16 protein-coding genes are annotated in these 19,234 nt (G+C 40.2%); 14 read left to right on the forward strand and 2 right to left on the reverse strand.

Going from position 1 to position 19,234, the window contains the following annotated elements; translation table 11 throughout:
- The first annotated feature begins 31 nt into the window (after positions 1-31).
- From A3K93_RS14375 to A3K93_RS14395, 5 genes are all read left to right on the forward strand, one after another.
- A complete protein-coding gene (locus A3K93_RS14375; protein ID WP_067732075.1) occupies positions 32-1,270 on the forward strand; it encodes an FAD-dependent oxidoreductase in 1,239 nt (412 codons plus the stop codon).
- A gap of 11 nt (positions 1,271-1,281) precedes the next feature.
- A complete protein-coding gene (locus A3K93_RS14380) occupies positions 1,282-1,611 on the forward strand; it encodes a sarcosine oxidase subunit delta (protein WP_067732077.1) in 330 nt (109 codons plus the stop codon).
- Positions 1,608-4,517, forward strand: coding sequence for a glycine cleavage T C-terminal barrel domain-containing protein (locus A3K93_RS14385; RefSeq protein WP_067732079.1), 2,910 nt, complete (start codon positions 1,608-1,610; stop codon positions 4,515-4,517). The genes A3K93_RS14380 and A3K93_RS14385 overlap by 4 nt, the downstream gene beginning before the upstream one ends.
- A 3-nt stretch (positions 4,518-4,520) precedes the next feature.
- On the forward strand, positions 4,521-5,183 hold the full coding sequence (locus A3K93_RS14390; protein ID WP_067732081.1) for a sarcosine oxidase subunit gamma: 663 nt from the start codon (positions 4,521-4,523) through the stop codon (positions 5,181-5,183).
- 461 nt (positions 5,184-5,644) lie between these two features.
- Entirely contained in the window at positions 5,645-6,670 is a 1,026-nt protein-coding gene (locus tag A3K93_RS14395; RefSeq protein ID WP_080591907.1) for an IS30-like element ISAba125 family transposase, read from the forward strand.
- 110 nt (positions 6,671-6,780) lie between these two features.
- On the opposite strand, the gene A3K93_RS14400 is transcribed toward A3K93_RS14395, so the two are convergent.
- The gene (locus A3K93_RS14400; RefSeq protein ID WP_067732083.1) at positions 6,781-8,094 is read right to left on the reverse strand and encodes an ammonium transporter; all 1,314 of its coding nucleotides are present in this window, start codon (positions 8,092-8,094) and stop codon (positions 6,781-6,783) included.
- Between the two features lie 618 nt (positions 8,095-8,712).
- A complete protein-coding gene (locus tag A3K93_RS14405; protein ID WP_067732086.1) occupies positions 8,713-9,312 on the reverse strand; it encodes a helix-turn-helix domain-containing protein in 600 nt (199 codons plus the stop codon).
- Between the two features lie 338 nt (positions 9,313-9,650).
- Here A3K93_RS14405 and glnT point away from each other — a divergent pair, with 338 nt between their 5' ends.
- The 9 genes from glnT to ureC all read left to right on the forward strand — a co-directional run bounded on the left by glnT (position 9,651) and on the right by ureC (position 19,232).
- Entirely contained in the window at positions 9,651-10,985 is a 1,335-nt protein-coding gene (glnT, locus tag A3K93_RS14410; RefSeq protein ID WP_067732088.1) for a type III glutamate--ammonia ligase, read from the forward strand.
- A 39-nt stretch (positions 10,986-11,024) separates the two neighbouring features.
- The gene (locus A3K93_RS14415; protein WP_067732090.1) at positions 11,025-11,936 is read left to right on the forward strand and encodes a class II glutamine amidotransferase; all 912 of its coding nucleotides are present in this window, start codon (positions 11,025-11,027) and stop codon (positions 11,934-11,936) included.
- 30 nt (positions 11,937-11,966) lie between these two features.
- The gene (locus A3K93_RS14420) at positions 11,967-12,692 is read left to right on the forward strand and encodes a protein glxC (protein WP_067732096.1); all 726 of its coding nucleotides are present in this window, start codon (positions 11,967-11,969) and stop codon (positions 12,690-12,692) included.
- Positions 12,693-12,720: 28 nt separating this feature from the next.
- Positions 12,721-14,055 carry an FMN-binding glutamate synthase family protein gene (locus A3K93_RS14425; RefSeq protein ID WP_067732099.1) on the forward strand — a complete coding sequence of 445 codons (1,335 nt, stop codon included), beginning with the start codon at positions 12,721-12,723 and terminating at the stop codon, positions 14,053-14,055.
- 366 nt (positions 14,056-14,421) lie between these two features.
- Entirely contained in the window at positions 14,422-15,624 is a 1,203-nt protein-coding gene (urtA, locus tag A3K93_RS14430) for an urea ABC transporter substrate-binding protein (RefSeq protein ID WP_067732203.1), read from the forward strand.
- A gap of 20 nt (positions 15,625-15,644) precedes the next feature.
- Positions 15,645-16,097 (forward strand): hypothetical protein, encoded by a 453-nt coding sequence (locus A3K93_RS14435; protein ID WP_067732105.1) that lies wholly within the window; start codon positions 15,645-15,647, stop codon positions 16,095-16,097.
- Positions 16,084-16,806, forward strand: coding sequence for an urease accessory protein UreF (locus A3K93_RS14440; RefSeq protein ID WP_067732107.1), 723 nt, complete (start codon positions 16,084-16,086; stop codon positions 16,804-16,806). Before A3K93_RS14435 ends, A3K93_RS14440 begins: the two co-directional genes overlap by 14 nt.
- A gap of 14 nt (positions 16,807-16,820) precedes the next feature.
- Positions 16,821-17,519, forward strand: a complete 699-nt coding sequence (locus A3K93_RS14445) for an urease subunit gamma (protein WP_067732109.1) — start codon at positions 16,821-16,823, stop codon at positions 17,517-17,519.
- Positions 17,520-17,522: 3 nt separating this feature from the next.
- Positions 17,523-19,232, forward strand: coding sequence for an urease subunit alpha (gene ureC, locus A3K93_RS14450; protein WP_067732111.1), 1,710 nt, complete (start codon positions 17,523-17,525; stop codon positions 19,230-19,232).
- Positions 19,233-19,234 lie beyond the last annotated feature (2 nt).

Raw genomic sequence — 19,234 nt, forward strand, 5'->3', positions numbered from 1 at the left:
AGGCATTTTTAAATGCCGTGGAGGAATACACATGCCACTTGGACTTCTGAAATACGGTTTAAGCAACGATTATCCGGTTGAAGTGGATTTGCCTCCGCCGAAGGAACTGAAATCGCAATATGACGTGGTCATTATAGGTGGTGGTGGGCATGGCTTAGCGATCGCTTACTATTTGGCAAAATATGAAGGCATTACCAATGTGGCAGTGCTGGAAAAAGCCTATTTGGGTGGGGGTAATACTGCACGCAATACCGCCGTGATTCGTTCCAACTATCTGACTTCTGAGGGGGTGAAATTCTATTCTGAATCGGTCAATATGTTTAAAAATCTCTCCAATGAGTTTGATTTTAACATTATGTATTCCGAGCGTGGTCAGCTCACGTTGGCGCATACGGATGCAACGGTTCGCGCATTTCGTCAACGTGCTGAGGTCAACAAACACTTTGGTGGTCGTACTGAGATGATCGATCGTCAACAAATTAAAGAACTCGTACCGTGTTTGAATTTAGATCCAGCACATCTGCCCGTCTTAGCAGGTCTGTGGCATATGGATGGTGCTACAGCGCGTCATGATGCTGTGGCTTGGGGCTATGCTAAAGAAGCAGCCAAACGTGGGGTGGAAATTCATCAGTTGACGGAAGTGCAAGATTTTGTCACTGAGGGCAATCGTGTAACAGCCGTAAAAACCAATCGCGGCGTCGTGAAATGTGGTTGTGTGGTGCAAGCGATTGCAGGTGCATCAAGCTTACTCATGAACAAACTGAATATCCGTGCGCCAATTCATACCTTCCCGCTCCAAGCGATGGTAACTCAGCCATTTAAACCATTTTTAGATCCACTGGTCAGTTCCTCGGCTTTGCATTGTTATGTACAGCAAACCAGTCGAGGTGAGATTGTGTTTGGTGGAGGTTCAGACCCATACCCATTGTATAACACCCGTTCAACGCTTGATTTAAAAGAAGGTTTATTGGCACATGCCATTGAAATGTTCCCATTTATGGCAAATGCCAAACTCATGCGCCAATGGGCAGGCATTACTGATATGACGCCTGACTATAGTCCGATCATGGGACAATCGCCTTATGACAACTACTACTTAGATGCAGGTTGGGGCACGTGGGGCTTCAAGTCGACCCCAATTTGTGGCAAGACCATGGCGGAATTGGTAGCAACAGGTAAGACACCAGATTTGATTAAACCTTTTGAATTATCACGTTTTAGTCGCTTCCAACAAGTCAATGAAATGGGCGCGACAGCGGCGAGCCACTAAGGAGATTGAGCATGAAAATAATGATTTGTCCTTTAAATGGTCCGCGTAACATTAGCGAATTTAGCTATGGTGGTGAAGTACGCGATATGCCTGATCAAAACACCTGTAGCGATGTGGAATGGGCGGACTATGTCTTTAATAAGAACAACCAAATCGGCATTGTCCGTGAATGGTGGATGCATACCCCAAGCAGTTATTGGTTTATCGCAGAACGTCATACTGCTTCGGATGAGGTGATCCGTACCTACGACCCGAAAGAAATTTTTAATAAACGCATCGACTTCGATTCACTAGAAACAGAAAAAACTGTAACTGAAGCACCACAAGGAGTAAGCGCATGAGTACAAAAGCATTAGAACGACTTCCTGCGCCTTACGGACTCTGGATTGATCGTGAACACAAGGTTAACTTTGAATTTGATCAGCAGCAATTTAGTGGTTTTGCAGGCGATAGTATTGCGAGTGCTTTGATCGCAAGTGGACGTTGGATTATGTCACGTTCATTCAAATATCATCGTCCACGCGCACCCCTGACGATGGCTGGTCAAGATGCCAATACCTTAATTCAGTTACCTCAAGAACCCAATGTATTGGCAGACTGTACTGAAATACAGGACATTGTCAGTGCAACAGGGCAAAATTTTTCAGGCTCATTACTTAAAGACAAAGACGCGTTTTTAGGGAAGTTCTCTAAATTTATGCCGGTCGGTTTCTACTACCGCTCATTTTATAAACCCAAAGGGGTCTGGAAATTGTGGGAACCTCTGATCCGTAGAAAAGCAGGGTTAGGCATTTTAGATTTAAACTTTGAACCTGAATACTATGATAAAGCCTACTTATTTACTGATGTTGCGGTAATAGGTGCAGGTCCTGCAGGGATGAAGGCGGCTTTAACAGCGGCAGATGCAGGTTTAAAAGTGCTACTGGTGGAGCAAGAAAAAACATTGGGTGGTAGCCTGAACTATGCACGTTTTGATCAAGCGGGTACAGTGGCAAGTACTCTTCGTGAGGAGTTGATTAAAGCGGTTGAAGCACATATCAATATCACTGTGTTAAAACAAGCCGTCTGTAATGCATGGTTCACCGATCATTATTTGCCTGTGATTCAAGGCAAACGCATGTATAAAGTCCGTGCTAAGCAATGTATCGTGGCGAGCGGTAGCTTTGATCAGCCTGTGGTATTTCGTAATAACGATTTACCTGGAGTGATTCTCACCAGCGCAGTGCAGCGTTTAATTAAACTCTATGCAGTGAAACCCGGTCAAAAAGCCGTTATTTTGACTGGTAACGATGACGGTTATTTGGCTGCACTTGATCTACTTGATGCAGGCATCAAGATTCAGGCTTTAGTGGATCTACGCGCACATGCAGATGATACTGGATTACAACATGCTGTTTCCAAACAAGTAAAATGTTATTTCAACAGTACTGTGTATGAAGCGCAGCATGATCGTGCGATGCAACACATTACAGCGGTAGATATTCGTCGTATTACGGCTGAAGGTCAGGTTGAGCTAGAAAGTATCGTGCTTGACTGCGATCTATTGGCGATGTCTTCAGGGTATATGCCAGTTTATCAGCTGCTGTGTCAGGCTGGAGCGAAATTGAGTTATGACGATAGCCGTGCTCAATTTAGTATTAGTGGCTTACAAGCAGGATTGCAAATCGCTGGTTCGGTACATGGTGTGCATGAAATCGAAAATGTATTAAAAGATGCGGTCAATGTTGCAGAGAACGCCATTCGCTCAATTCAAGACCATCAACATATTTCTACAGAATTGCAATTTGTAGAAAAGGCAGTGAATTTTCCTTGGCCAATTTTCCAGCATCCAAAGGGCAAAGAATTTGTCGATTTTGATGAAGACTTACAAATTAAAGATATTATCAATGCGACCAAGTCCGGTTATCGCGATGTGCAATTGGTTAAACGCTTCTCCACTGTAGGGATGGGACCTTCACAAGGGCGTCACTCAGCACTGCCAACTGCACGTTTAGTCGCGAAATATACCGAACGCAGTGTCAGTGAAACAGGGGTCACCACAGCTCGTCCGCCTTTTACCGCAGAAAAACTCGCACATGTGGCAGGTCGTGGATTTGATCCTTACCGTCAAACGCCGATGCACCGTCGTCATCTGGAGCTTGGTGCGAAAATGATCCCGGCAGGGACATGGCAACGTCCGGCTTACTATGGTTCAGTAGAAAACCGACTCGAAAATATCAAGCGTGAAGCACTCAATGTGCGTCAAAATGTTGGCATTATTGATGTTTCTACCTTGGGTGGTTTAGACATTCGTGGTCCAGACAGCGCGGAGTTTTTAAATCGCCTCTATACCTTTGCCTTTGCGAAATTACCTATCGGTAAAACCCGTTATGCCGTTATGGCAGCAGAAGATGGTGTGGTCATCGATGATGGCGTGGCAGGTCGAATTAGTGAACAGCATTTTTATGTGACTGCAACCACAAGCGGTGTCGATCGAATTTATCAACAAATGCTGAAGTGGAATGCACAGTGGCGTTTGAACATTGATATTACCAATGTCACTACAGCATTTGCAGCGGTCAATATTGCAGGACCGAACTCCCGTAAACTGATGAAAAAATTATGTGAGGATGTTGAATTTGGCAATGAAGCATTTCCATATTTAGGTTTACGTTTAGGCACAATTCACGGAATTCCAGTGCGTTTAATGCGTGTCGGATTTGTGGGTGAATTGGGTTATGAAATTCATTATCCAGCGCGTTACGGCGAATTCCTTTGGGATCTGCTCATGGATGTAGGTAAAGAGTGGAATCTCCAACCGTTTGGGGTCGAAACCCAACGACTACTTCGTTTAGAGAAAGGCCATATTATTGTCAGCCAAGATACTGATGGTATGACCCATCCGAAAGAATGTGATCTCAGTTGGGCAGTTGCAAAATCGAAGCCATGGTTTGTCGGTAAACGTTCAATTGAAATTTTAGCATCGCAACCGCTCAAACGTAAATTAGTTAGTTTTGAACTGGATAAAAAATCCACTCAGCCTTTAGAGGGTCATATTGTACTCAATGGTCCAGATATCTCGGGCAATATTACCTCATGTGAATACTCACCAACGCTCGATAAAATTATTGGTATGGCGTACGTCGGTATCGATCAAAGTGAAGAAGGACAAAGCTTTCCAATTCGCGTGGAAAAAGGTGAGATCGTACAAGCAACGGTGGTCAAAGCACCTTTTTATGACCCAGAAAATAAACGTCAGGAGATTTAAACCATGCAACATTTATATGCAGCAGAACGCAGTTTAATTCAACAGACCTTTGAGCAATATGATAGTTATGGTGCAGGCAAACAGTTTTTAACCACACCAAACCAAGATACACAGCTCAAGCAATGTGGCTTAATTGATCTGACTCATTTATCACGGGTTGGTTTTCGCGGTACTGAAGCAAGTAGCTATTTAAACCAGCAAGGATTTTCTACACCTGAACGTCCAAACACTTTGTTTGTGCAAGCAGATGGTAGTGTAGTGGGGCGACTTTCAGCCACTGAATATTTACTACTTGGCTCACTGCAAGATTTTGGTGAGGGTGTTGCGACACTTGAAGCCAATTGGTCGATGCAAAATGATGCCAGCAACTATTTACTGCCTCGACAGGACAGTCATGCATGGTTGATGCTTACTGGAGAAACTATTGCACTTGTGATGGCAAAACTGTGCGGAGTTGATTTAAGTGATAATGCATTTAAACCTGGTCAAATTGCACAGACTTCTATTGCACGAGTCAATGCAATTATACTTAATGTGGGTGATGCCGAATCTCCAAAGTTTAGTATTTTATGTGATAGATCTGCATCATTATATCTTTGGGACGTGTTAATTGATGCGATTCAGGAATTTGATGGAAAAGTTTTGGGTATAAACACATTACTTTAATTTTTACCATATTATTATAAAAAACCATACTATAAGTATGGTTTTTAATTGGCTAATTGAATTCAAGCAGTGAAAATACGGGTTTTCAATTTAGAAGTCTATATTACTCAGAGCATGAATCGTGATGAGTAAATACATGGGACATAATTTTATAAAATGAATTAACTATTTAATGGTCCTCTATATGTAGAATTTTTACTTCTACATAGTGAGATAATAAAGACAAGCTAAGATTAATATCGATAAATGACTTATCTATACTTTTTAGAGTAGCTTTATATAACTCTACCGATATTGCCATAATATATAACAGAGAAAAACTTGGTTGTAGTTATTGAGCTCTGAAAATATTGGCATATTATTTGGTAGAGATAGTACGCTTGCATATAAATTGGTGTTCATAGCACGGCAGAGTAAAACTTGAAGTGCGACATAAACCACCTAATTAATTTAAAGGGTTTATGGAGTATATAAAATTGTCATACCATCATCTTAACTTTGAAGATCGTACTGCATTAATGCTTGAGTCAAGAAAAGAAGGCTTTTCACCCAGAAAATTTGCTGAACTCATTAAAAGACATCCTAGTACGATCTATCGTGAGCTTAAAAGAAATAGCATCAATGACGTTTATCAAGCTCAATATGCTTCTGATAACACCTTCGCTAGACGTAGACGTGGTCACAGAAAACTCAAAATCGATTCAATCCTCTGGAAATTTATTGTTGAAGCGATCCGTTGTTTATGGTCTCCTCAGCAAATAGCAAAGCGTTTAAAGAGATTTCCTGATTTGGATCAAACAATGAATGTAAGCCATACAACGATTTATTCAACGATACGAGCATTACCAAAGGGTGAGCTGAAAAAAGACTTACTATCCTGTCTGCGTCATGAAAATAAAAAGCGAAAAGCTAACGGTGAACCTAAAAAAGATTCTATATTACAGGATATTAAAACTATTCATGAGCGCCCAACCGAAGTTCAAGAAAGAAAAATACCGGGTCATTGGGAAGCCGATTTAATTAAAGGTAAAGACAATAAAAGTTCGATAGCAACACTTATTGAACGAAATACACGGCTCTGTATCTTGGCAACATTACCTGATGCAAAGGCAGAATCAGTGCGCAAGGCTTTAACTGAAGCTCTGAAATATTTACCCGCAGAACTGCGTAAAACATTGACCTATGACCGTGGACGTGAGATGTCAGAACATAAAATCCTCGAAGAAGATTTAGGCATAGATGTATATTTCTGTGACCCACATTCGCCATGGCAGAAAGGCACATGCGAAAATATGAATGGTTTAATTAGGCAATATTTACCTAAAGGGATTGATTTAAACCAGGCAGATCAGCATTATTTAAATCAAGTTGCCATGTCACTGAATACTCGCCCTAGAAAAGCGTTAGATTGGCTTACACCATTAGAGAAATTTGCTCAGCTTGTTGATTATCATAAGGCTTTTGAAACTGTCGCACCTCATGTTTGAATTCGCCCACCTATAGACGGGGTTAGTGTATAGTTATTAAAATAAATGTGCTTAATATATAGATAAAAAAACAAGAGCTTAAAGCTCTTGTTTTTTTATCTATATATTTCTCAGGGGTTATATGCGCTTTCGTTATGATCCGTTTTATCTAGACCAGTTTCTTCTTCTTCTTCAGTTACTCGTAATGGCATGATTAAGCCTACAATTTTGAGTAGAAGCCATGACAATACGCCTACATAAATGAATGTAAAGATGATACTTGCGATTTGTGCAAGAATCTGTGGAACAACAGAAATATCCTCAACGTTTCCGCCAAGTGCTGGCAAACAGAAGATCGCTGTTAAAATACATCCAGTAACACCACCTATACCATGTACAGAGAATACATCCAAAGCATCATCTGCACCTAATTTGCGTTTAAGTACTGTAATTGCGTAATACACTGCAATACTTGTGAAGAAGCCAACACAAATTGCACCAAATGGACCAACGAAAGCAGCGGCAGGGGTAATACCGACTAGCCCGGCAATTGCACCTGAAGCAAGACCAAAAGCGGTTACATGTCCAGCTGAGATCTTTTCAATTAGCATCCAACCTGCAATACCGCCCAAGGTTGCTAACATCGTAGTCATAAAGATAAGTGAAGAAGAGCCATCAATAGCTAAAGCTGAGCCTACGTTAAACCCAAACCAGCCTGCCCAAAGAAAAGCTGCACCAATCAGAACAAATACTACATTGTGTGGTGGAGTCGGTGTAGTTGGCCAACCTTTACGTTTACCGAGTACTAATGCACCCACGAAAGATGTCACACCTGCACTGATATGTACGGCAGTACCACCAGCAAAATCTAATACACCCCAATTGTGGAACAATGCACCATCACCGCCCCATACCATATGCGCTAAAGGTCCATAAACAATTACAGTCCACAGTGCTGCAAAAAGTACCATCGCACCAAAATGCATACGCTCTGCAAATCCACCTAAAGCAATTGCTGGTGTAATCATGGCAAAAGTCATTAGAAACAGAATCACAATATATTCTGGAATTCCACCTGCCATACTGTCAGGTGTAATACCTATCAAAAATGCAGTATTTAATCCACCGACGAAGCTTCCTAAGTTGTAAACCCCTTCTTGCATGCCTGTGGTATCTGTAGCCAAGCTATATACAACGACAACCCATAAGATACCGACAATGCTCGCGATTGCAAAAAACTGACTAAAAACAGAAAGGATATTTTTAGAACGAACCATACCCCCGTAGAACAGTGCGAGCCCTGGTATAAACATCAATAATACAATGACTGTTGATACCATGACCCACACCGTTGCTGGTGCATCAATAGCATCTGCTGCAAATGCTAATGCTGGAAACAGCAATAAACATGCAAGTATTAATTTTTTTAAACTCTGCAACATCATGAATGGCTCCCATAAATCCCAATATTAATTACATATAAAAAACCTGTATATAAGTATCTAATTAACAGATTTATATTCTTAGAAAGAATATTTATTTCATTTTTACTTAAGCAATTCATATGCCACTGATATTAAAAAATAGGGGAATTTAATTAGAGAAGTTATAGAGATTAAAAAATATTAAGAATGTAAGTGCTTAATAGGTATAACAAAAGGGGTAATCAAATTGTGACAAATATTAAGAGTAGATCATTTTTACTGAATAGGTATTACTGAAAACAAATTAAGTAATACTAAAAATTATTTCTTTAGAGTTCGTTATAACGAAAGTGGTAATAAACAATTCAAATAAATAGATAGAAACAGATTTTTCAAAAAAATCTCTACAATAGGAATATTTAAGAGCTATTTTTTGGGTCAAAATAAATTAAATTCGAAACTGCTTTGAAAAAAGATCTGGAGATTGGAGCTTTTATGAGTATTATTTTAGAGAGAATTAAAGCTAACGAAAGAGTTATCCCACATTTTTTAAATGGTTAGTAAAAGAAGGCATAAATAGTTAGACTATTTCTGAAAAAAGATGATTGAAGTCATCTTTTTTTCAAAAATATCGTTATGTTATTCCTCATGATGAGTGGAATAATTCACCATTGATATAAGACGAATTGGTACTTTTATTAGTTGTTCTGGACCATGTGGGATTTCACCTTCTAAAGTCAAACAGTCTCCAGGTTGTAAATGAAAGATTTCATCGCCATGTCGATAAGCAATTTCACCCTCAATCATATATAACATCTCAGTACCAGGATGAGCAAATGTTGGAAACTCCTCGCTAGCATCGTCCATACTGACTAAATAAGCTTCGAAGTTTTTATGCGGTCCACGTGAATGAGTCAGTAAATGATAAGTATGTCCTTTATCTGTACCACGACGTACAACTTCCATACCTTCGCCCTTTTTCACCAGCATAGCGTGACTTTCCTGTTGGTCGTATTGGCTAAATAAAGTTGATAACGGAATTCCTAGTACTTCACACAAACGGCTTAAAGTTTCCAAACTAGTCGAGACCTGAGCATTTTCAATTTTGCTGAGCATACCTTGGCTGATTTCTGCAATCTGTGCCACTTCAGCAAGCTTAAGGCCCTGCTCCTGGCGGTAACGTTTAATATGGATGCCAATATATTGTTCCAGCTTCATACTATTTTTGTTCTGTCTCATTTTGGATCAACTCGCACTATTTTGACTCTCAGAACACTGCATCTCATTAAAAAATCAGAAACAGCAACAACTATTGGAATACTAAACTAGTAAGAAAATTATATTCCCCTTAAGAATAATAATGCTTTCAGAGAAAAAAGTAAAAAAAAATTAAAGTTGGCAAGGGATTTGCTTTCTTAATAGGAAAGTAAGTTTCTTAAGCTGAATAATGTGATTCCAATAAAAAGATTTGCATTTTTCGAGCCAACAGTCGTTTTTGTCATATCGGGAGTATGTCAATTATGTTGCAACAGGCCGTAAACGAGTTGTTTGATCAACAGAATATAATCAGCAAACCCATGTATCGTCCAGAGGTACAGCAAGTCATTGATCAACATAATCTGAAATATGTATTGGCTCAATTTGTCGATATTCATGGTGCTGCTAAAACTAAGTCAGTACCTATCTCAGGTCTAAAAGCCATTGAGGGTGATGGAGTTGGTTTTGCCGGTTTTGCAATTTCAGGTATGGGAATGCAACCGCATGGACCTGATTTTATGGTGAAAGGTGATTTATCTGATTTAACCCCAGTACCTTGGCAACCAGGTTATGGTCGTGTGGTCTGTGAAGGTTACGTGAATGGTCAACCCCATCCGTATGACTCACGCTATGTATTACGTCGTCAGGTCGAGCGTTTATCTGCTAAAGGTTGGACTTTAAACACAGGTCTAGAGCCTGAATTCAGCCTGTTCCGTCGTACTGAAGACGGCAAACTCAAAATGGTCGATGATTCTGACAACTTAGATAAGCCATGTTATGACTACAAAGGATTATCACGTTCACGTGAGTTTTTGGAAAAATTAACTGAAGCACTTATCCCTGTTGGTTTTGATATTTATCAAATTGATCATGAAGATGCGAATGGTCAATTTGAAATTAACTATACCTATGCTGATGCAATGAAATCAGCAGATATGTTTACTTTCTTCCGTATGGCGGCAGGTGAGATAGCCAATGATTTGGGCATGATTTGCTCTTTTATGCCAAAACCTGATCCGAAGCGTGCTGGGAACGGTATGCACTTCCATTTATCTATTGGAAGCAGTGAATCCAAAAATCTTTTCCACGATCCAAGTGACCCAAGTGGTATGGGTTTATCAAAAATGGCTTATCACTTTATTGCGGGTCTGTTAAAGCATGGTCCAGCACTTTGTGCATTCTGTGCTCCGACTGTGAATTCCTATAAACGCCTTGTGGTAGGCCGCTCACTATCTGGTGCGACATGGGCCCCAGCATTTATTGCCTATGGTTCAAATAACCGTTCTGCAATGGTCCGTATTCCGTATGGTCGTATTGAATTACGTTTGCCAGATGCAGGCTGCAACCCATATTTAGTATCCGCGGCAATTATTGCAGCTGGTCTCGATGGTATTGAAAATGAGCTTATGCCACCTGAAGCGTGTAATGAAAACTTATATGAATTAAGCCTTGAAGAAATTGCAGCACGTGGTATCGCAACATTACCTCAGTCACTTAAAGAAGCAGTGGAGGCATTAAAAGCTGATCCATTATTTCGTGAAAAACTAGGTACTGAAATTGTCGATGAGTTTATCCATCAAAAGAGTATGGAATGGGTGGAATACTGCCGTCATGTGTCTGATTGGGAAATTCAACGTTATACCGAATTCTTTTAAAACATTTAAAAAAATTTAAAAATCTCATGGAGAATGATTATGTGTGGAATTGTTGGTTTATATCTTAAAAATCCTGCTTTGGAATCAGAATTAGGTAAATTATTTGAACCGATGCTTGAGTCAATGACGGGTCGAGGACCGGATAGTGCAGGCTTTGCCATTTATGGTGATGAAGTGCAAGAAGGTTGGGTCAAACTCACTTTACAAACTACGGACGAAGCATATATTTGGGACACTTTTATTGCCGAACTTACAACTGAACTAAATGCAGAATTAGACTGGTTTACCAATGCGACTGCAGCAGTAATTAAAGTAAAGGCGGATGAGGATACTGTCCGTGGAGTGATCGCTAAAATTGCCCCACAGCTGAAAATTATGAGTGCTGGGCTAAGCATCGAAATTCTAAAAGGTATGGGCTTGCCAGTCGAAATTTCTGAGCGCTTTGGTCTTTCAAAAATGAAAGGTAGCCATATCATCGGGCATACCCGTATGGCAACAGAGAGTGCCGTAACGATGGAAGGTAGTCATCCATTTTCTACCGGTGCGGATTTGTGTCTGGTACACAACGGCTCACTATCAAATCATTCACGCTTACGTCAAGAATTAAAACGTGAAGGCATTCATTTTGAAACAGACAATGATACTGAAGTTGCAGCTGGATATTTGACCTGGCGTCTACAACAAGGTGATAGCTTGGCTCAAGCACTCGACAATGCTCTCGAAGATTTAGATGGTTTCTTTACTTTTGCCATTGGCACCAAAGACGGTTTTGCAGTGATCCGTGATCCAATCGCATGTAAACCTGCTGTACTAGCTGAAACTGATGATTACGTTGCAATGGCATCTGAATATCAAGCACTTGCATCGCTTCCAAATATTGATAAAGCCCGAGTTTGGGAACCAGAGCCTGCCACTTTATATGTGTGGGAACGTTCAAAAGATGCCGCTTAAATTGAAATAGAACAAATTTGGAGAATGAATATGAATAGTGCAGTTGCAGAACAATTAAATGCTGTTGAATTAAAAAATCACTATGACTTAAGCATCGATACGATCCGTGAACTTAATCAAGCCTTACACGATGCTAAAGTTATTGCAGAAATCAAAGAATGGACGGTGAGCAATCCTGCTGGTCAACACAATATTGCAGTAGGTATTAAAGCGCCAGTAAAAGTCACTATTGATGGTCATGCTGGCTATTACTGTGCCGGAATGAATCAGGAAGCTGACATTATTGTAAATGGCAATGTTGGTGTGGGCTGTGCAGAAAATATGATGTCCGGTTCGGTACACGTTAAAGGAAATGCATCACAAGCAGCAGGTGCTACAGCACATGGTGGTTTGCTGGTCATTGACGGTGATGCAGGTGCACGTTGCGGTATTTCTATGAAAGGTGTCGATATTGTTGTAGGTGGCAACATTGGCCATATGAGCTGTTTTATGGGACAAGCAGGCCGTTTAGTGGTTTGTGGTGATGCTGGTGATGCACTAGGTGACTCACTTTACGAAACCCGTATCTATGTGAAGGGAACAGTTAAATCACTGGGTTCTGACTGCATTGAAAAAGAAATGCGTCAGGAGCACCTTGATGAACTGGCAGAGCTATTAGCAAAGGCTGGATTTGATGAAGATCCAAAATCATTTAAACGCTACGGTTCAGCGCGTCAGCTGTATAACTTTAAAGTCGATAACGCATCTGCATACTAATTGATAACGTAATACGGAGAATAAGATCATGACTCAAACTTACCAAGAATACGAACCAGTGTTACGTGAATCTGCAACATTCGATCGTTTAGCGATTCAGGAAATTCAACGTGCAGCTGCAACGGGTATTTATGATATCCGCGGTGGCGGTACTAAACGTAAAGTCCCTCATTTTGATGACTTACTGTTATTAGGTGCAAGCATGTCACGTTATCCATTAGAGGGATATCGTGAAAAATGTGGTACGGATGTGGTACTCGGTACACGTTTTGCCAAAAAACCTATTCATCTAAAAATTCCTGTCACCATTGCCGGCATGAGCTTTGGTGCTCTCTCTGCCAATGCTAAAGAATCTTTAGGCCGTGGCGCATCAATGGTGGGTACATCAACCACTACTGGTGATGGTGGTATGACACCTGAAGAGCGTGGTCATTCAGAAACTTTAGTGTATCAATACCTGCCATCACGTTATGGTATGAATCCAGATGATTTGCGCAAAGCCGATGCAATTGAAATTGTATTAGGTCAAGGTGCAAAACCGGGAGGTGGCGGTATGCTACTTGGCATGAAAGTCACTGAACGTGTAGCTGGTATGCGTACTTTACCGGTTGGTGTGGATCAACGCAGTGCTTGTCGTCATCCTGACTGGACAGGTCCAGATGATCTTGCAATCAAGATTGCGGAAATCCGTGAAATCACAGATTGGGAAAAACCAATTTATGTAAAAATTGGTGCAAGCCGTCCGTACTATGACGTGAAGCTAGCTGTAAAAGCGGGTGCTGATGTAATCGTACTTGATGGTATGCAAGGTGGTACAGCAGCAACACAAGAAGTCTTTATTGAGCATGTAGGTATCCCAATTCTTCCTGCCATTCCGCAAGCGATTCAAGCGCTGCAAGAAATGGGTATGCACCGTAAAGTTCAACTGATCGTATCAGGTGGTATTCGTACGGGTGCAGATGTGGCTAAAGCAATGGCTTTGGGCGCAGACGCCGTAGCAATTGGTACTGCAGCTTTGATTGCATTAGGTGATAACCATCCACGTTTGGATAAAGAATTGAAAGAAATCGGTTCAGCAGCAGGTTACTACGATGATTGGCAAAATGGCCGTGACCCTGCAGGTATTACGACTCAAGATCCTGAGCTTTCTAAGCGTTTGGATCCAGTTGAAGGTGGACGTCATTTAGCAAACTACCTGCGTGTATTAGTATTAGAAGCGCAAACGATGGCTCGAGCATGTGGTAAATCACACTTACACAATCTCGATCCTGAAGATTTAGTTGCACTGAATGTTGAAGCTGCAGCTATGGCACGTGTACCACTTGCAGGAACGAACTGGATTCCAGGACAAGTTCAGTATTAATTTTATAAAATACTATTTATATGGAAAAAAGAGGATTTTTAAATCCTCTTTTTTTATTTAAATAATTTAATTTGAAGGTTTTATTATACTTCGCACCAAAATAATGAGAATAAAGTTAATATTGGTGCATGAAAATTCATGATAATAGTTACATAAATAAACAATGTAAAAATATTCTACAATATAAATAAAAATATTAAAAAACAAATTGTTAAGTAATAAAAATAATTGAATAATAAATTAAATAAATTGGCATATAGATTGCATTAACAGGTGTGAAACGAATTAATACTTTTTTATAGGTTCATATCCATGCTTTTTGACCAAGTTAAAAATTCAAGTTTTATTGAGTATCAGCGCTCTTATATGAAAGCAGTACTACTTGCCGGACTTAGTGTTGCATCAGTAACTACTTTTGCTGCAGGGCCAGCAACGAGTGCTGTAAATACGACAAAACTTGCGGTGACAGATCAATATGTCAATGTCGGTATTTTACACTCATTATCAGGCACAATGGCTATTAGCGAAACAGGTCCTGCACAAGCGGAACGTTTAGCAATTGAGCAGATCAATAAACAAGGCGGTGTCTTAGGTCGTCAAATCAAAATTATCCAGGAAGATGGTTCATCGGACTGGCCTATCTTTGCTGAAAAAACAAAAAAACTCCTAGAAAAAGATCGTGTTGCTGCAATTTTTGGTGGATATACGTCTGCTTCAAGAAAGGCGATGCTACCTATTTTAGAACAACGTAATGGTTTACTTTATTACCCAACTTTCTATGAAGGTTTAGAGCAATCAAAAAATGTAATTTATACAGGGCAAGAAGCAACACAGCAAGTAATTGAAGCGCTTAATTGGCTAGCTAAAGAAAAGAAGGCTAAGACATTCTATCTAGTAGGTTCGGACTATATTTGGCCACGTACTACAATGAAAATTGCACGTACGCATATTGAAAAAGTACTAAAAGGTAAAGTGGTTGGTGAAGAATATTATTCACTAGGAAGTACTCAGTTTGGTTCTTTAACTAACAAAATTAAGCTCAAAAAACCGGATGCGATTATCGCTGGTATTGTTGGTGGCTCAAATGTGTCATTTTACAAACAGTTAAAAGCAAGCGGGTTAGACTCTAAACGCCAATTACTACTTACTTTCTCTGTAACAGAGGATGAAGTACTAGGTATTGGTGGAGAAAATATTGCAGGGCATTATAGCTCTTTTAAATATTTCCAAAGCCTTAATAACCCAAACAATGCCGCATTTGTAAAAGCATTCAAAACTAAATATGGAGCTAAAGCTGTAGTTGGTGATGTAACACAAGCTGCATATTTAGGACCATGGCTATGGAAAGCTGCGGTTGAAAAGGCTAAAAGCTTTGATGTAGCAAAAGTCACAGCAGCTTCAAAAGGTCTGGAGCTTAAAAATGCACCTGAAGGTTATGTAAAAGTTCATAATAACCAGCATTTATGGAGCTATTCGAAAATTGGTCAGGTACAACCAAATGGCCAATTTAAAGTGGTTTATACCTCACCAAAATTGATTGCGCCAAATCCATTCCCGAAAGGTTATTAATGGAAAGGAAATAAAATCACATGATGATTGTCAATCAAATTTTAGGCTTAATCACTGATCATGACATCTCACATCAACTTCATGATGTTTCACATCATGGAGTCGCTGAAAAAATTGTTCTCAGTAGTGAAGATATTAGTCGTCATCGACTTAAAGTAAAAACAAACCGTGGTCGTGATGTTGCGATTCAGTTACCGCGACATCAACATTTGCAAAATGGATCTGTACTTCATTTAGCATCTGATCATGCGATTTGGGTAGAAGTCGATGAGCCTAAATTTTTATCGTTAAAACCTAAATCTATTGATGCAGCACTTGAGCTTGGATACTTTGCAGGGAACATGCATTGGCCAATTCGCTTTAAAGCAGATGTACTTCAAATACAAATGCAAAGTCACGAGGCATATTATTTGGAGCGTTTGGCACATTTTATTGAAAGTCAGACCATTGAGGTATTAGATGCCGCTTCGTGATCAACTTTTGATGTTGCAACATAGTGATAGTTTTTTCCCCAGTGGTGCCAGTAGTTGGTCATGGGGACTTGAAACATTAGCAGCGGATTTTCAAGAACAGTTTAAACAAAGAAATAGACGGCATTTACAGCAAGTAGAAAAACGATCCAACAACTGCCAAATGATTGAGGATTTTGTTGTAAGCCAAATTAAACAACGTTGGTATGTTTTTGATGCAATCTTTATTGCTGAATCATGGCAGTGTGCGGATGACGTCAAGCAACTTCTTCAACTGGATGATAACTTGCATCGCCATACTTTGGTAAATGAAGCGCGTCAGGGGTCTCTCAAACTCGGTCAGACATTGTTGAAAATTTATACAGATTTACCTGTGGCGTCTCAATTTTTTAATCATATCCAAGCTGGGCGGGGCTACGGACATCAAGCCGTGGTTCAAGGTGCTATTTTTAAAGCACTAGGTATGTCTTTAGAAAATACCTTATTAAGTTCAGGTCATGGATTAATAACAAATATGGTGAGTGCTGCAATTCGATTGGGTCTAATCGGCTATCTAGAAGGTCAACACGTCATTCATCACAGTCATCAGATCCTTGCAAATCTTATAGAGCAGCAGATACCTACTCTACAACACCTTTCTACATTTAACCCGATGGCTGAAATTGCAATGATGCGTCATGAGCATCAGCAAAGTCGTCTTTTTTCAAATTAGGATCGTAAGATTTTATGTTTTTAACCCCGACTGAACTCGAAAGATTAACGATTTATACAGCAGCTGAATTAGCACGAAAAAGACAAAAAAAAGGTCTGAAACTAAACTATCCAGAAGCTTGTGCCATCATTACAGATGAAATTTTGGAAGGCGCACGTGAAGGTAAAAGTGTCTCTGAACTTATTCAATTTGGTGCCACAATCTTATCAACTGATGATGTACTTGACGGTGTTGAAGAGTTATTAACGATTATTCAGGTCGAAGGCTCTTTCCCTGATGGAACAAAACTTGTTACGGTTCATGATCCGATCCGTCCAGGTCTTGAAATAAAACCTCCTCGTCTACAATCCTTAGGTGAAATTATCACACCTGATGGCTTGATTGAACTGAATCCAAATAAACCTAAAGTGACTTTGGTAGCGACAAATACAGGTGATCGTCCAATTCAAGTAGGCAGTCATTATCACTTCTTCGAAGCGAACAAAGCTTTAGATTTTGATCGTAAATCTGCTTTTGGTATGCATTTAAATATTTCTGCAGGAACGGCTGTACGTTTTGAACCAGGCGAAAGTAAAGAAGTTGAACTTGTGCAATTCGGTGGTACAGGTGAATTGTTTGGATTTGCCGGGCTCACCAATGGCTGTATTTTTGATGAAGAGTGTAAGGCAAAAGCTTTCGACCAGGCAAAACAGCAAGGTTTTAAAGGAATATAAAGTATGAAAATTACACGCCAAGAATATGCTGCGATGTTTGGACCAACAGAAGGAGATGCGATCCGACTGGGGGATACGCAGCTCTACGCAGAAATCGAACATGATTACATTACACCAGGCGATGAATGTTTACACGGTGGTGGTAAAACACTACGTGATGGTATGGGATTAATGTCTGGCTATAAAAGTGAAGATGGCGCATTAGATATGCTGCTCTCTAATGCCACAATTATTGATCCTGTTTTAGGTGTCGTAAAAGGCGATATTGGTATTAAAGAAGGAAAAATCGTTGCGATCGGTAAAGCAGGTAACCCGCAAACCATGGATGGAGTACATCCTGATTTAATTTGTGGGGTCGCGACAACAGTTAAAGATGCTGAAGGAATGATCGTTACGCCTGGGGGGATTGATGTCCATGTCCATTTTGATTCAGCACAATTGTGTGAACATGCATTATCTTCTGGATTAACCACATTAATCGGGGGGTCACTCGGTCCTATCACTGTCGGGATTGACTGTGGCGGTGAGTGGAATGTGGGTAAAATGCTACAAGCATCAGAGCAATGGCCAATCAATTTCGGTTTCTTAGGTAGGGGTAACTCAAGCAAACCAGAATCTATGATCGGTCAACTTAAAGGTGGATGCCTTGGTTTAAAAATCCATGAAGACTGGGGTGCTACTCCAGCGGTTATTGATACCTGTCTAAGTGTGGCAGATCAATATGATTTTCAGGTGCAATTGCATACAGACACGCTGAATGAATCTGGTTTTTTGGAAGATACCCTAGCGGCGATCAAGGATCGCACGATTCACATGTACCATACTGAAGGTGCAGGTGGTGGTCATGCACCTGATATTATTAGTGTAACAGGTAAAAATAACTGTTTACCCTCATCAACCAATCCAACAAATCCGTATACAGTAAACACCTTTGATGAACACCTCGATATGATTATGGTGTGTCATCATTTAAGTTCTAAAATTCCAGAAGATGTGGCTTTTGCAGAATCCCGTATTCGGCCGCAATCTATCGCAGCTGAAGATATTTTACATGATATGGGTGCCATTTCTATGCTCGGCTCAGATAGCCAAGGCATGGGGCGAATTAATGAAGTGATCAGCCGTACATGGCAATTGGCTTCTAAGATGAAGCAGCAACGTGGACGTTTAAAAGAAGAAACTACAGCCTTAGGCGATAATGAACGTATTAAGCGTTATATTGCGAAATATACGATCAATGCAGCAAAAGTATTCGGTATTGATCATTATATTGGCTCACTAGAGCCAGGAAAAATTGCCGATTTAGTCATGTGGAATCCGAAATTTTTTGGGATCAAACCTGAAGTTGTGATTAAAGGTGGTTTTATTGTCTATGGTGTCATGGGAGATTCGGCTGCCTCTTTATATACTTGTGAACCATTAATAATGCGCCCACAATGGGGTGCTTTTGGTAATGCAAAACAATCTCTTTCAGTTAATTTTGTAAATCAGCTCGCGATTGAAAATAATACAGTAGAAAAATTAGGGCTTTCTAAACCTATGTTGGCTGCATATGGCACAAGAGATTTAAAGAAAGAAGACATGTTACATAACAGTGCTTTGCCTAATATTCGTGTCGATCCACAAACATTCAATGTCTATGTTGATGATGAACTTTTGAATTGTGAACCTGCGACGGAAGTTCCTTTATCGCGCTTGTACATGTTGCGCTAAAT

The sequence above is a fragment of the Acinetobacter sp. NCu2D-2 genome (assembly GCF_001647675.1).
Classification (GTDB): Bacteria; Pseudomonadota; Gammaproteobacteria; order Pseudomonadales; family Moraxellaceae; genus Acinetobacter.

What these genes read in the sequence shown, in the direction of transcription:
- A3K93_RS14375 (WP_067732075.1), top strand. Translation starts at nt 32, where the DNA reads ATGCCACTTGGACTTCTGAAATACGGTTTAAGCAACGATTATCCGGTT.
- A3K93_RS14380 (WP_067732077.1), top strand. Translation starts at nt 1,282, where the DNA reads ATGAAAATAATGATTTGTCCTTTAAATGGTCCGCGTAACATTAGCGAA.
- A3K93_RS14385 (WP_067732079.1), top strand. Translation starts at nt 1,608, where the DNA reads ATGAGTACAAAAGCATTAGAACGACTTCCTGCGCCTTACGGACTCTGG.
- A3K93_RS14390 (WP_067732081.1), top strand. Translation starts at nt 4,521, where the DNA reads ATGCAACATTTATATGCAGCAGAACGCAGTTTAATTCAACAGACCTTT.
- A3K93_RS14395 (WP_080591907.1), top strand. Translation starts at nt 5,645, where the DNA reads ATGGAGTATATAAAATTGTCATACCATCATCTTAACTTTGAAGATCGT.
- A3K93_RS14400 (WP_067732083.1), bottom strand. Translation starts at nt 8,094, where the DNA reads ATGATGTTGCAGAGTTTAAAAAAATTAATACTTGCATGTTTATTGCTG.
- A3K93_RS14405 (WP_067732086.1), bottom strand. Translation starts at nt 9,312, where the DNA reads ATGAGACAGAACAAAAATAGTATGAAGCTGGAACAATATATTGGCATC.
- glnT (WP_067732088.1), top strand. Translation starts at nt 9,651, where the DNA reads ATGTATCGTCCAGAGGTACAGCAAGTCATTGATCAACATAATCTGAAA.
- A3K93_RS14415 (WP_067732090.1), top strand. Translation starts at nt 11,025, where the DNA reads ATGTGTGGAATTGTTGGTTTATATCTTAAAAATCCTGCTTTGGAATCA.
- A3K93_RS14420 (WP_067732096.1), top strand. Translation starts at nt 11,967, where the DNA reads ATGAATAGTGCAGTTGCAGAACAATTAAATGCTGTTGAATTAAAAAAT.
- A3K93_RS14425 (WP_067732099.1), top strand. Translation starts at nt 12,721, where the DNA reads ATGACTCAAACTTACCAAGAATACGAACCAGTGTTACGTGAATCTGCA.
- urtA (WP_067732203.1), top strand. Translation starts at nt 14,422, where the DNA reads ATGAAAGCAGTACTACTTGCCGGACTTAGTGTTGCATCAGTAACTACT.
- A3K93_RS14435 (WP_067732105.1), top strand. Translation starts at nt 15,645, where the DNA reads ATGATGATTGTCAATCAAATTTTAGGCTTAATCACTGATCATGACATC.
- A3K93_RS14440 (WP_067732107.1), top strand. Translation starts at nt 16,084, where the DNA reads ATGCCGCTTCGTGATCAACTTTTGATGTTGCAACATAGTGATAGTTTT.
- A3K93_RS14445 (WP_067732109.1), top strand. Translation starts at nt 16,821, where the DNA reads ATGTTTTTAACCCCGACTGAACTCGAAAGATTAACGATTTATACAGCA.
- ureC (WP_067732111.1), top strand. Translation starts at nt 17,523, where the DNA reads ATGAAAATTACACGCCAAGAATATGCTGCGATGTTTGGACCAACAGAA.